The sequence below is a fragment of the Alistipes sp. ZOR0009 genome (genome assembly GCF_000798815.1).
Lineage (GTDB): Bacteria > Bacteroidota > Bacteroidia > Bacteroidales > ZOR0009 > Acetobacteroides.
Genome location: NZ_JTLD01000022.1, coordinates 18778 through 34137, shown reverse-complemented (window position 1 = coordinate 34137; position 15360 = coordinate 18778). Strand labels below are relative to the sequence as shown.

The 15360-nt window shown below is 39.4% G+C and carries 6 protein-coding genes and 2 tRNA genes; 3 read left to right on the top strand and 5 right to left on the bottom strand.

The annotated features are described in order from the left end of the window. Positions 1 to 6 precede the first annotated feature (6 nt). Both L990_RS07625 and L990_RS07620 read right to left on the bottom strand, forming a co-directional pair. Positions 7 to 1260 (bottom strand): bifunctional 3,4-dihydroxy-2-butanone-4-phosphate synthase/GTP cyclohydrolase II, encoded by a 1254-nt coding sequence (locus L990_RS07625; RefSeq protein WP_156121429.1) that lies wholly within the window; start codon positions 1258 to 1260, stop codon positions 7 to 9. Positions 1261 to 1380: 120 nt separating this feature from the next. Continuing rightward, complete coding sequence (locus L990_RS07620) at positions 1381 to 2823, bottom strand: LptF/LptG family permease (protein WP_047447244.1); 1443 nt, start codon at positions 2821 to 2823, stop codon at positions 1381 to 1383. Between the two features lie 264 nt (positions 2824 to 3087). Here L990_RS07620 and L990_RS07615 point away from each other — a divergent pair. Both L990_RS07615 and L990_RS07610 read left to right on the top strand, forming a co-directional pair. After that, positions 3088 to 3161 (top strand) — tRNA-Met (locus tag L990_RS07615). A gap of 142 nt (positions 3162 to 3303) precedes the next feature. Beyond that, a tRNA-Met gene (locus tag L990_RS07610) sits at positions 3304 to 3377 on the top strand. 104 nt (positions 3378 to 3481) lie between these two features. Here the strand turns inward: L990_RS07610 and L990_RS07605 are convergent. Continuing rightward, positions 3482 to 5683: a GH92 family glycosyl hydrolase gene (locus tag L990_RS07605; RefSeq protein ID WP_047447242.1), complete on the bottom strand. Its 2202-nt coding sequence runs from the start codon at positions 5681 to 5683 to the stop codon at positions 3482 to 3484. A 403-nt stretch (positions 5684 to 6086) separates the two neighbouring features. Between L990_RS07605 and L990_RS07600 the strand changes: the two genes are divergently transcribed. Further along, complete coding sequence (locus tag L990_RS07600) at positions 6087 to 7169, top strand: family 10 glycosylhydrolase (protein WP_156121427.1); 1083 nt, start codon at positions 6087 to 6089, stop codon at positions 7167 to 7169. 126 nt (positions 7170 to 7295) lie between these two features. Here the strand turns inward: L990_RS07600 and L990_RS07595 are convergent, their stop codons facing one another. Then, on the bottom strand, positions 7296 to 12821 hold the full coding sequence (locus L990_RS07595; RefSeq protein ID WP_047447239.1) for an alpha-2-macroglobulin family protein: 5526 nt from the start codon (positions 12819 to 12821) through the stop codon (positions 7296 to 7298). Between the two features lie 266 nt (positions 12822 to 13087). Next, positions 13088 to 15298, bottom strand: a complete 2211-nt coding sequence (locus tag L990_RS07590; RefSeq protein ID WP_047447236.1) for a DUF748 domain-containing protein — start codon at positions 15296 to 15298, stop codon at positions 13088 to 13090. Between the last annotated feature and the right edge of the window lie 62 nt (positions 15299 to 15360).

Here is a 15360-nt window from a genome sequence, read left to right as displayed (position 1 = left end):
ATCAACCTATTTTTTCTCTTTAGTATTAAATAAACCTAGCCAATGCCCCATCTTCTCCTCTTTTGTTTGAAGATAAAATTCATTATGCTTATTAGGTTCGATAACAATAGGTACATTCTCTATAATTTCCATTCCATATCCCTCTAACCCAATTCTTTTCTTTGGATTATTAGACATTAGACGAATTTTCTTTACACCCAACTCCCGAAGAATGCTAGCACCAACACCGTAATCGCGCTCATCTGGAGCAAACCCCAACTTTAGGTTAGCCTCTACCGTATCATAACCTTCCTCTTGCAATTTATAAGCATGAATTTTATTAAAAAGTCCAATTCCTCTACCTTCCTGATTCATGTATACAAGCGCACCCTTGCCTTCCTTATCAATCATTTTGAGCGCTTCTTGAAGCTGTGGCCCACAATCGCAACGATACGATCCAAAAATGTCACCAGTTACACAAGACGAATGAACACGAACAAGAATGGCTTCATCTTCGGTCCACTCCCCCTTTATAAGAGCAACATGCTCTAATCCATTGCTTTTTTGACGAAAAGGAATAAGGTTGAACATCCCAAACTCTGTTGGCATCATTACCCGCTCGCCCTTTTCTATTAGGCTTTCCTGCTCTAAACGAATCTTGATTAAATCCTCAATTGAAACAATCTTCAAGTCAAACTTTTTGGCGATCTCCACCAATTCCGGAAGGCGAGCCATAGTGCCATCCTCGTTCATAATCTCAACAAGAGCACCACCAGGATACAAGCCAGCCATTCTAGTCAAATCAACCACCGCTTCGGTATGGCCTGGACGACGAAGCACCCCTTTTTCTTTTGCTTTTAACGGAAAAATATGGCCTGGACGACCTAAATTCTCGGGTTTGGTATTTGGATTAACAAGCGCTTTTATTGTTTTGGCTCTATCGCTAGCTGAGATTCCTGTAGTACATCCCTCTCCTAGCAAGTCGACAGATACGGTAAACGCCGTTTCATGCAAAGATGAGTTACGACCAACCATCATTTCGAGTTCAAGCTCATTGCAGCGCTCCTCCGTTAAGGCAGTACAGATAAGACCTCGTCCATGAGTTGCCATAAAGTTCACCATTTCGGGTGTTATAAGTTCGGCAGCAGCAACAAAATCGCCCTCGTTTTCCCGATCTTCATTGTCTACTACAATGATTGGTTTCCCCGCTCTTAACTCCTCTAATGCTTCGGCAATAGTGTTGAGCTTAAAGTTTAAACTCATATCTTGATTATTCAACATTATTTCCTGTGTTACTTACAGATTTGATTGAGGCCGTAAAATTACATCTTTTATCCAATCTGCTAAATTTGGCTCTGTTATATAGATCAAAAGTTGCCCCAAGGGAGCAACTTTTGACTCTTATTTCTTTCTTTTAAAGATATTCTTGACAAAGTTGGTATAAGCATCCATACTCATTATCTGAGACTCATGAGTTGCTTTATAGGATAAGAATATACCCGCGGCAAGAAGTATGAATGTAGAAAACCAAGTTCCTGAAACTATGGACCAAACTCCTTCTCTCGCAAATTTTTCTCCTGTGATAGAAATTATATAGTAGACAATGAAGAATAGCACAGAAACAACAATTGGCATTCCAAAACCTCCCTTCCGAATGATAGCTCCCAACGGTGCCCCTATAAAGAAAAACAGCAGCGCCGCTAATGATAGGGTGAACTTTTTATGCCGCTCGACGTCTATCCTATTAATTCGCTCCGTTAACCCGCTTAATTCGAAACTATTTGATACAACAGACATTTGAGTTGATTTCGCACTACTTAAGGCGGCTTCTACCACTCGCATCCTATTCTCTGTATCAAAACTTTTGTATACAGAATCGAACTTAAAGGTTTTAAATTTATTAAGATCTTTCTCTTTAAGAGTGCTATCTAACTCCCTTGATTTTCTAAAATATCCCGAATGAATAATATTCAATACAAAAGAGCGAACTAACCCATCCCGCTTTATTGCAGTTGTATCTCTCATTATTTTTAACTGCCCCAAATTTTGCATTCGCTCATTATCCTTTAGCAGACCTTCGCTACTCCTATCCAACTTTAAGTTATCAAGCGGAACGGTAACCTGCTGCTTGGAAAAAGAAGTACTTCTAAAAGGCTTTAATTCGTACGCATTAGGGCTGGTATTATCAGTAACATCCTGATAAATATTACCACTATAAAGAGTTACTATTAAATAACGCTGGTCGGAAGTTACCTTCATATAGCCAGAATCAGCAATTGTAACCTCGGTATTTCCCATACCACTGCTATGATTATAAATGATAAGACGCTTAAGCAGGTTTGTTTTTTCGTCCTTCTCTCCTATTTTTAAGCTAAATCCAGGGATTCCATTATAAAACACCCCCTCCTTAATTTGTAATTCAGGACGCTTTTGCTGAACATCAAAAAGCAAAGAGTAGGCCTTCAGGTTGGTATATGGAACAACGTTATTCGATAGAAAAAATGCTCCTATCGTGATTATGGTTCCTGCATAAAAAATAGGTGCCATGATTTGAATAAGAGAAACCCCTGCCGCCTTTAAGGCTAAGGTTTCATTATTTTCCCCCATGTTACCCATGGCCATTAAGGTAGAAAGTAGCATAGCCAGTGGAAGTGCCAACGGCATAAGCCCCACCGCAATATAGAATATAAGTTCAGCAATAACAGTCCATTCAAGTCCCTTACCGACCAATGCATCCACCCACTTCCAAAGGAATTGCATAAGCAGAATAAACATTACTAAGGCAAAATTGAGTATAAAAGGACCGAAAAATGTTTTCAGTACAAACCGATGTAAAGTCTTCATTAATAAAATACCGTTTAAAAACCTGTAACCTTACTTAACTAGCATATTACATAGCCACAAAGTTAAACGATTTTTCAGACTGCCCTCTCGTTTTATTTTTTTTAATCTAAGCCACCTTTTTAAATTATTAGAAATCTTGAAAATAGCACATACAGATAATTTCAAGTGGATTTTATTGCAATTTTTTTTTGAAAAATCTCTTGCAGGGTATCAAATTTTATCTACCTTTGCATCCGCAATCGAGAGGATAGCACCTCTCAAAATGGCGAGGTAGCTCAGCTGGTTAGAGCGCATGATTCATAATCATGAGGTCGAGAGTTCAAGTCTCTCTCTCGCTACAACCTGTCACGGCAGGGTTTCTTTTAGTTATTAGTTAATAGTTAGTTTTGGGGAAAAGGGTACTTCTTATGAAGTGCCTTTTTTTATCGAAATTTCACCCTTTAAATGGGTAACCATATAATGAGGGAGTTCTCTCAAAATGGCGAGGTAGCTCAGCTGGTTAGAGCGCATGATTCATAATCATGAGGTCGAGAGTTCAAGTCTCTCTCTCGCTACTTTAGACAAAAGGCGTATCGAAAGATACGCCTTTTGTGTTAGCCAGCAATGCTAGCAACAAAAAGTAAGGGGAGCAAAGCCCCCCCTTATAGTTATACCTTGACTAAGGTTTATCTGCCATTTCAAAAGTAAGTTCGCCTCCCTTTATAATATCCTTATGTAGTAAAGTCCAAGAAGAAATTGGCTTACCGTTAAGCGAAACCTTTGAAACATACATATTCTTATCGGATAAATTCTTAGCATTAACAACAAATCGCTTCCCATTCTCTAATGTAATTGTAGCCTTAGAAAATTGCGGTGCACCAATGGTATATTCAGGCATCCCTGGGCACATCGGATAGAAGCCAAGCGACGAAAAGATATACCAAGCAGACATCTGCCCACAATCCTCGTTATTTGGCATAGAAACAGGATCATTTGCATAAAACTCCCTGCAAATCTTACGAATTAAAGCCTGTGTTTTCCACGGTGATTTGGTGTAGTTGTATAAGTAAGGGATGTTATGCCCTGGCTCATCCCCGTGCGCATACTTACCAAAGAAGCCAGAAATATCCACATGCTGCTCCCCTTGCATTTTAAGTTCTGTATTAAAAAGAGTATCCAACGACTGCTCAAAAGCCACCTTTCCACCTTTAAGCTCAATCAAGCGATCAATCGCATGAGGCAAGTAGAATTCATAGTCCCAAAAGTTACCTGAAATGTAGTGAGGAGTCAACGCATTCCAATCGCTCATATTTAAATCTTCATGCCAGCGTCCATCCGCATATTTTGGATAGAATGCCTTCTTGGCTGGATTGAAAATATTTTCAAAAGAAGCAGCCCGCTTAGCATAAACTTTTGCATCTTCGGACCTTCCCATTTTTCTTGCCAGCTGTTCAATGCACCAATCATCGTAAGAGTATTCCAGCGTTTTACTCACAGATTTATCGATATGGCTAGGAACATAACCTAAATTGATATACTCCAGAATTCCGCCTTTACCATCACTCGAACTAATCTTTTCGGTAACAGAAGCATCCTTCATTGCAGCTAAAGCCTTATCGTAATTAATTCCAGGAATATCCTTCGCAATAGCATCCCAAATTAGGGAAACAGTATGATAGCCAATCATACACATGTTATCAAATCCGCACAATTCCCAAATTGGCATGTGATCTGCTGCATCTGAATGACGGCTAATCAGAGAATTAGCAAAATCGGTGGTAACCTTCTGTTCTATAATTGTAAATAGTGGATGTACAGCCCTATGGGTATCCCAATGCGACCATGTGGAATAATTCGTAAAACCTTTAGCCTTCAATGTTTTTCCGGCTGCAATATACTTCCCATCAACATCCATAAATAGAGTTGGTGCTAAATAACAATGGTACAAACCTGTGTAAAAAATAGTTTTACTATCCTCTGTACCGCCTTCAACAACAATAAGATTAAGTTTCTTATTCCACTTTGTTTTAGCCTCTGCAAGCACCTTGCTAAAGTTTTTGCCTGCTGCCTCTGCAGCCATATTGGCTCTTGCACCTTCTAAGCTAATGGCTGAAAGAGCTACCTTGACCTCTATTTTTTCGCCTTTAGCAGTTGCAAAACGAACCCATGCTTTAGCATCTTTACCTTTTACATCCTTCGATGCATTCATTGCATCGCCAATCCAAGTCCCCGATGAGGCAAAAGGTTTAGAAAAAGTTGCAACAAAATAGGTATAGCGCCTACCTCCCCAGCCTTCGCTTAGGCAGTAGCCTGTTACTTCATTTTTCTCAATACGTACACTCGTTTCTATAACCTTTCCGAAAATTTTACTAGTCGGATCAATAATAACATTTGACTCGTTGCTTTTGGGGAATGTATACCGATGTACTCCCACGCGCTCTGTCGCCGTTAATTCTGCATTTACCCCATAATCCTCTAAAAACACCTGGTAATAACCGGGTGCGGCAGATTCGTGCTTATGGCTAAAACGAGAACGATAGCCATCATCTGGCCGATTTTTCGCACCTGGAGTCATCTGTAATTTTCCAGTTGTTGGCATTAAAAGGATATCACCTAAATCAGCCCAACCTGTTCCGCTAAGATGCGTATGGCTAAATCCCATCATAGTGCTATCACTGTAGTGATAACCAGAACACCAATCCCATCCTTTTACATCTGTATCAGGACTTAACTGAATTCCGCCAAAAGGAAGTGTTGCACCAGGATAATTATGCACATGCCCACCCGTTCCCAAAAAAGGATTAACATAATCGTATGGCTGCTTTGGAGTCTTCGCCATCACAGAAAGCGGTAACACCATCGCTAATAGTAAACCTTTCATATTGCTCTTTTAAATTTTCGATGCTAAAATACCAATTTAGCCAACCATTACTATACGTAAAATACATTAAAAGGGGGAATTATAGCACCAAGCAGAGTCTCCAAATCCACTTTCCCCTCACCCATTGCTCATCATAACAATGCAACCATTTGCACTCAACACTTCTTATCCCTAGTTAGCATCTTTTACTATAAAGAAACCGTTAATCGCATATAGCATAGCTTTTATGCCTACCAACACAATAATTTTTCTCTAAGTTTACTATCAAAAATATCTTACATAACATCTTTTGCTATACATCTTTTAGTCCCTTTTAAACTATTTTTGTTAGCAATGCTAAGCGAACTTTTAACGAATAAGAAGTTTGCAAACAAAACTATTTAACACAACAACCACTAAACTCATGAAGTTTAACAAGTTAACACCCCTACTATTTGCCCTATTGCTAGTGTTTGGAGCACAAGCAAAAAGCAAAAAATCAGAGTCGCACATTGCAGACAAAAGCAATAAGCAGAAACTTTGGATCTGGATGAATCCATCTCAGGAAGCTCCAGAAAGATATTACGACTCGCTTTATACCGTTTGGAGAAATTACGGTGTCACAGGAGTTTTCCTAGAAGCTGATGTAGAAAAGGCATTTCGGAGTGCTAAAAAGCATGGCCTAGAGGCACACCGCTGGATGTGGACCATGAATCGTGGAGATATACTTAAACAACATCCTGAATTTGCAGCAGTAAGCCGTAATGGCAAATCGACAGCAGATGCCCCTCCGTATGTTGATTACTACCGTTGGATGTGCCCAACCCACCCTGGTGTTGCCGAAGCATTAAAAAAGGAGGTAGAATCGCTTTGCAAAAAGGACTATATTGATGGCATTCACCTCGATTACGTTCGCTACTGCGATGTTATTCTCCCTTTTACCCTATGGAAAAACTACGGCATAGAGCAGCAGCTAGAGCATGGTGAATACGATTTTTGCTACTGCGACCGCTGCCGCAAGCTATATGCTGAAAAGTATGGCGTTGATCCTTTGACAATAAAATATCCTGACCAAGCACTTTCATGGAGAGCATTCAGATATGAGCAGGTGGTAAATATTGTAAACGAAGTTTGTAAAGTTGCCCATACGTATAAAAAACCAGTTTCTGCGGCAGTATTTCCAACACCAGAAGTTGCACGCCGCTTAGTCCGTCAAGATTGGGTTCGCTTTCCAATAGATGCTGTTTGTCCTATGGTATACCATAGTTTCTACGATGAGCAACCAGCATGGATTAAAACAGCCGTAAAAGAGGGTGTTGATTTTATGGATGGCAAAAAGCCTCTTTATGCTGGACTGTTTCTCGAAGGTTTTAAAAATATCGAAGAACTAAAAGAAGGTGTTAAAATGGCAATTGAAGGTGGTGCAAATGGAGTTTCACTATATTCGATTCCAACTCTAGAGCAGCTAAAAGCAGTTCAATCTGCGCTTAAAGAGACAAAAAAGTAAATCAGCATAAAAACAGGCTCGTATAAATTCTATACATCCAATAAATAAAAAAACAGCCGCTAATTTTGCGGCTGTTTTTTTATTTAAAACGAACTACATTCGTCATTAACTCAAATTCGTAAGGTTCTATTTGGCAACCACCTTAACCCACAAACCAGGTGCACCTGCACTAACCGAAGCATCATACATAGCCTCAGCCTTAAAGCTTGGTAGATAGAAATATCCAGCATATGTAGCCTTCACCTTTAGTGTAAAACGTTTAGTTTCACCAGAACGTAAATCAAAATGGGTGTATACCCGATCATCGCGAAAATCCTGATAGGTAAAGTTCGCTGCAACATCTGCACTTTCTCCTGTCAATCGAGGATTCTGCGCTTCCCACCCTGAAGGAAACACCTGATTAAGTGTTAGATTTTTGTAATCATCACCTATTCCAGGATGGGTAACATCAACCGTAACCAAAAAATCTGTACCCTGAATAATAGAAACAGGATCTACAGTCTCTCCCCTAACTCCGGCATAACGAACTTTTAACGAAAGGTTGTTGGCATACCCATGCTCCAATGATCGAGCAGGAATTCCCTGCATAATTAAGCGAATAAAGGTTGTTTGTTTCCCATTATTCGCAACAGAAATAGAATTCGAAGACATAGGGCGAAAGTTCACTTGCGCCATAGAAACATCTGCGCTCACCTTTTGTCCTCTTCCATTTATAGTAACAGAGGCATTTACACCCAAACCGGGTTTAATTTCTTTACGCGTTTTTGATATTGCCAATAAAGAATAAGCTGTTTCCTGTGTACTCATCCATCCACTGCCTCCTAACTTTGCAGACAATCGCTTTACAGGCTCTGCGGTCTTATTTACCATATTAAGTTCAGCAAGCGTCTCCACCACCATTGCTAAATCACGAGTATCAGAGCCATATGTATAGTAGTCATTTTTGTACGCCGCAAATTTAACAGGAAGCTTCCTTATTATCCCCATAGCCACCTGTCGTTGACCGGCCAAGGCGTAAGCAGCGGCAAGTCTCCATAACGCCTGTGGTGATATCGATTGCTTTTCCTTCAATAGGTTCATAGCCCCCATCTCTGGACGCTGAGCCAATGCCAATGTATACAATCTGTAAGCTTGTAGCATATCATCATAACTATTACCTCTACTAGTCCAATTTCGCGACATACTTACCTGGTAACCAATCCATCGATTAATTGCAGATTCAGAGACGGAATAGCCTGCAGCTCGCGCTTCCAACAAAAAGTGACCAGCATAGCTTGTTCCCCAAGCATCAGCAGAAGAGGCTCCCTTCCAGTAACCAAACCCTCCATCCAAAGTTTGCATTGACAGCAAATTCTCAATTCCTACTTTAATATTCTTTTCTACATTCTGTTTTGTTTGATTATCAAGCACCATCAATCGGCCTAAATATAGCTGAGGGAATACGCTTGAGGTCGTTTGTTCTACACACCCATAAGGGTAAGCAACCAGATACCCTAAACGAGATGACAAGTTAATAGGCAGCAACGTTGATAACTCTAAGGAGGTAGAGTTGGTACCACCTACTCCAAATGGAGAAAAACGGTAAACCCACGATTTTCCAGCACCAAGGACAGCGTCTACAACACGAGTTTCAACCGAACGCGGCTCTCGAACATATAGTTCAACAGTCTGTGTAGAGACATCCTTGCCACCTACTGCATTAACTGTAATTTTTGCACGTCCAGTTGTTGATATTGCTTTAAGATTAAACATTAGCATCTTATCGCCTTCCCTACTAAACATCGCATTTTGAGTTGACGCTCCGACTATTTTCACGGCACCTTCAGCCTTTACTGAAACTTTTACATTCCTAATATTTCCGGCCATTGCAAACACGTTTACAGGCATAGATATACTTTCGTTGGGACCAAGAACGCGAGGTAACGTGGGTACAGCCATCACGTTCAACTTTACGGTAGACACCTTTTCTGCAACACCGTAACCATAATCGTTATTGGATGCAACAACCATTGTTTTTACCGAACCTACATAATTAGGCATCTTAAAAGTATGAGTCGATTTTCCACCCTTAAGCTTATATGGACCGAAAAATTTAACAACGGGCTTAAATCGGATAGCTTTGCCTTGCTCTGCACTACGTAATTCTTCAGAGCCTCCAATCGTAAAATATTTTTCAATTAGCCCCCCATATGCTCCAATAACGCGGTTATAAACATCCCAGCTTTTAACCCCTAACGCCTCTTCTGCATAAAAAGTACTCCATGGGTTTGGGACTTTAAATCGAGTAATATCCAACAATCCTTCATCAACCACGGCTATTGTGTAGTTCATTGGTCTACCATTCTTTTCCGAAACGGTAATAGAAACATTTTGCTCTGGTTTTATCACTGCAGGAATGCTGATAATTGGTTCCAAATGCGTTGCCTTGTTTTCCACCTTCAGCTTCAATAATCCATACTGACGAATGGGTAAGTCATTTTCTTTCCGAATATGAGGACGAACCAACCAGATGCTTACATAGATGTTAGGCGTCATCCGATCATCTGTCTTCAGCATGTAGGTATTGGAACTCTTACTGGCATCAACCCATTCTTGCTTAATCACCCTCGATCCATTTTCAATGCTAATAAGTGCCCTTGCTCCCTCCGATCCAGGGAAACGAATCGTACACTTTTTCCCAACATCAACTGTACTTAAATCTGAAGCAATTGGCAGTAATGCAGCACCTTCGGGCATATTATCTGCTACTCCCATTTCATAAGGCCAGTACACAGTAACCACCCTTCCCGTTGTATGACCACTATTGGCGTCGATCATTCGAATGTAGTATGATCCCCATTCTGGATAGTTAATTCTAAATTTGTACAGACCTCGTCCATTAGGAGTTGCCACTACCTGACGACTTATTAATTTGCTATACGACTGGCTAATATATGAAACATCCGATTCGTTATCTCTGTCCCACCACCAACTTGAGTTCATTTTATAAACTTCAACAGTAACTCGGGATGTCACAGGACGTAAGCTGTTATTCAACGATACTATAGAGATATTGTAATCTTTATTCGTATTATACCAGTAGCTATCCTTATCAGGAAGACGCATACCCACATAGTAGGCATAAGGATAGTAAGGAATCGTAAACTGATCAATACTAAATTCACCTCCTGGCTCAAAAACCTCTCCTTTAAAGTTCGCATTGAGCACCGCAGGAAGGTTATTCCCAGATTTGAACGAACAGCTAACCGTTGCATCTCCCGTATTATTCAACCGTCCATCAAATGCGGAAATTGTTTGAGGTGTATATTTAAGACCTTCATCATCAAAATTAAAAGCCTCATATCCTCTAAAAATTGCTCCCGCTTTACTTAGCGTTGCCTGATACACCGCCTTAAGATCTGGTGCAGGTGCACCATGCAACCATCTAACATTCAGATTTCCAAAAAACTTACCATTATCACCAATTCGTTTAGTACTTGCAGAAAGGCTTATTTTGAGTCTATTCGGTTTTACAGTTTCAATTCTAAAATTCTTAGAGAAGGTTACCCCTCCAATCTTTACAATTCCCAACCAACTACCAGTAATAGCATCTGCAGAAGTTGCGATTCGGAATGCATACATGTTAGATTCATCATAACGCTGAACAACCCGTTTTACCAGCTGACCTTTAGGATTTTGAAGATCAAAAACAACAGGATGCCCCTTAGGTATTGCATGATTCCTATCTTCAACAATAAAAGTCACAAATAACGAATCGCCGGGTCTCCATACACCTCGTTCTCCCGTAATATATCCTTTTATCCCCTTCTGAATTTCACTTCCAGAGATATCAAAATTACTCATAGACAAAGAGTTTCCATCATCTATTTTTAGATACCCTCGTTGCTCTTTCCACTTTGCTATAATTAAAAATGGCAAACCTTTTTGGTAGGCAATTGTGGCCAACCCATCACTATTCGTTTTTCCTTTTCCCAATAGAACTTGCTGGTAATTGTAAACCTCCACCTCTACACCAGACATAGAAGAAACATCCTTAATATTACTTACAGCTACATGGAGCTGATTTTCCTTACCCCGCTTAGCAATAATCCCTAAATCTGAAGCCAATAAATTCTGAGCAATCATTTTTTCGGAGGAATAGTAGGCCGAGTTGCAAGGATTATCACGCTGCTGCCAATCATAATCAGGACCATAGTAGTAATCAGTATAATCACCATAACCAGTTTCGTTATCCCAATTCTGTTCCCCCTCATCTTGCACAACGGGTTCTTCCAACTCTGCAGCCTCAGGACAATTTCTGTAAGCAACATCATTTTTTCGGAAGTAGATACTTACTTGGTAGATAGCACCAGGTTCACTATTTATAACTTTAGTCAGATCAAGAGCATAACGGCACCACCGATTAACATTAAGACTACCAACGGACTGTAAGTCTACTTTTTTCTTATAAATTGGCATTCCGACTCGACGCAATTCGTTGCTTCCATCAATATTATTTACTTGAAAAAACTGCCCTACATTCCGCTCATAGATACGCACCACCTGTACCGTTACCGATTTAAGACCAATAGCCTCAAATGGGTAGATAAGCGATTGTGAACTTGGAAGAATATTACCGCTTCCCACACTACGCAGCTGTGGTTTTGCTTTTCCAAAATTCACTGTTGTTTCAAACGAAGTCTGCAATTTTTTCCCGGTGACACTTAAAATACCTGGATTAACTGTAAAACGCACATTCCCATCCATCGCCGAGGCATATACCCATAGCTGATTTCCTTCGATACTATAGGTTACGGTTGTAGGTGTACTAAAAGCAATTAAACCAGTTAAATCTTGATTCTGCGCAATTGTCTCGTTAAAGGAAACCACAAAAGTTGGAGACTGCTGCTGCCTATCGTTAGATACATAAAGTACCCTAAATTCATTTTTAGTTGGAATGGTTATACTTTTTTTACCTTGCATATCTACACCTAACGGTTTACCTTCCCATGCAATGTTTAACTTTTGAATCTCGCTAGTACAACGAATTCCTGTGGCCTCAAAAACAAACCGACGCGCTCCATCCGATACGCGCCAAGAGGTAGAAAGCATCTTGCCATCTAAATCTACCTTCACCATCTTCTTAACCAACTCTAAATCGGCCTTATCTGCCGTATTTACATATCCTTCCAGCTTATAAACATCTTTCTGTTGATCCGAAGCAGAGACACCTACAATTTCCACCTCATAATCCTGCGGAATCACCTTAAAGCCAAACTTCATGCTATTGAACTTCGAATCCTTCACATCGCAAACCTTGCTTAACTTAAAGGTACAAATGTAGATTTCACCAGACTCTAGCGGCTTTTCAGGCTTAAAAACAATAGTTCGACTATCTTTCCAATAAGATTTTCCGCTTATACTTGGGCTAAAATTAAAGAGTTCATCACTGACCTCCTTACCATTACCGGTATACATGTACGAGTCGTTTTGCAATACGATCTGAATATCTCCATCAGAAGGTACAAGTCCAGATGTATAGGCAGATACATACTCGGCAAATTCAGGATCTACAACAGGAATATCCGTCATTTTGTTATTACATCCTACTAAAAGATGGAAGGATAAAACCAAAATGAGCAAAGGCCTGAAACGTGCAAAAATAGGGCTCATATCAAATAATTTTGAATAATAAATTGAGGTTTATATTAACACAAATATTCTATAAATGCAAATAAGATCACACTACTTTTCGCCTATTCAGTTTAGTAAACTAGCAACCATTTAAAACATTGATATATACTGATACTACCTGCGGTCTAATACAAAAAACTACCAATACATACGCCTATGGTTAATCAGTTCACTTAAATTTGTTTTATATAAAAAAGGCTACCTCTACGAGGTAGCCTTACCTAAAATATTACTATCAATATTCTCTAATTCTCGATGAAATCTTCGCCTTCCAATCCTAAACTAATAAGATATAACGTATTCTTACTTTCTTTACCTCCCTTGCCTACATCTTTGCTAGTAATAACCTTAATGTTTCTTGCAGGAACATTTTGAACCGTAGTTAAATATCCGATAATACTTCTAACCTGAGTGTTAAATATTTTTTCGGCTGCATATCCCAGCTCTTGTCTAGAATAAAGCGTCAACATTTTTTCCGCCATTGTCCCTGAGGAAATCTGGGTTAAGTTATCAATAAAGTTCCCCAGCATCGGATCGTTTATACCAATTTTTGCAATGGCCTCTTTCTGTTCTATTGTGAATGAGGTATCTTTTATGTTGTTCATTTTTAAATAGTAGGCAATCCGAGTCTTAGCAAAAGCAATTTGCTGCATCACAGCCTGAGTATCTACCTGCTGAGTAAAAGAAAGTACCAACTCTGGCTTTGAATTTACAATAGCCGCTAAATCACCCAACACGGCATTTTGCTGCGTGTTCAAATCGGTTTGAACTAAGTCAAAAGATATTTCCTTTGGAATATCGCTTGTCAATCCAAGCTGCTTACCTATAAAATTTACAGGAGCAACTGCCACTTTTACCAACAAATTAATAATCGTTTTAAAGACAATCTTGCGGTACGAAAACTCAGGTGAGTTAATTAGGCCCTTTACAGGAACATCAAATTTAATCTTATCATCTTTGTCTTTTACAATGTACAAAGCCGTTCTCAAAGGAACTTTCACCTTTGGTTTTAGCCCCTTATCCTTTTTCCCTGCCTCAACCTTAAATGCTTCAAACTTATTCTTAGCATCTAACATAAAACTCTTTACATGGTTTATGCTAGATAAGGACAGGACACCCTTAGTTAACGGATAGGCCGTATACTGCTCAACGTAAGGAGAAAAATATTTTAACGACAAATTTTTCACATCTACCGATAAATTTTGATTCGCCATAGAGTTTAGATGCCCATTCCATTCCAAAGATGTTTTTCCACCACCAGGCAACGAAGCACTCAATCTTACATTATTGATTCCATTTAAGCCCACGTTATTAGAGCGAATGCTGATATTCGTTATCGGATAGATAAAATGACGCCGCAAAGTTTTGTCAGAAAAATTAAGATTGATACCGGACAAAGCCACCTCCTTAATCTCAAAACGGATAGGCCGCTCATCTCTTTTGGTGGAAGGAGTATTTTTATTGGTGGATGAAGCAGGTTTTACCAGCTGTGAAAGGTTATTCCCTGTTTTCAACATTTCAAAATTTATGGTTGCTCCATTTATCCTAAAACTATCAAACAAAAAACGATTCTCCTTAAAGTTTATATCACGGAATGTCAAGCTAACATTACCGATATCTGCAACTTTTGCATTCCCTTGATCACTAAGCGAAACTTTTTTAGCCGTGGCAGAACCTTTTATCATCAAGTCTAAAACATGATTAACATCACCATTAATCGCCAATTTGGCAGAAAGCAAGCCTGCAAATGAGCTCACTTTTGCATACTGCTGTATGTATGGCAAAGCGCCAGCGCAATCTAAATCTTTAAGGTCTATATTTAGATTATACCTCCCAGTTTCTATGTTATAATCCGAACGACTTTTAAAATACCCGCCTGAAGCAAATGCGAATTCGAGACCTACATCCGTTTTTTCTCCGCTAAAATAAAGGCTTGGAATTTTAAGGCTCAAATTCGTCATATCCCACGAGCTATTTAAGAGCTGATCTTTATAGTAAACGCCACCATGCCTAAGCACAATATTGTTGATCTTAAAAGAAAAAGAAGATTTAGAGGTATCGGCATTAGTTGTATCCTTTGGCCTATTTAGCAAATCGGAAAAATTAAAATTACTCCCCTTTTGAAGAATAACTATTTTGGGAGAGACAACCGATATATTCCTTATATATAACTCCTTTGCTAAAAGATTTCGTATTTTCACATTCACCTCCAGCGTATCAAATGAAACGAAAATATCGTTATCATTTTTTTCCATCATCCTAAAACCATCTACCCCAACACTGCCTGTAAACAAGTTTAAATGCAACTTACTTATCCAAACCTGCCTACCAACCAACTCTCTACTATGCTTTTCGATGTATTTCTTTGCTATAGATGGACCGAAAATAGAGGCAAGAGTGAGTAGTAGTAGAAACAATCCAACAATTGCCCCAATAATAATGAGCGTCTTTTTCATCCGAATAAATGTTTTCTTGTTTAATTACAGAATTGGACACGTTGCATTTATACTCAAAACGC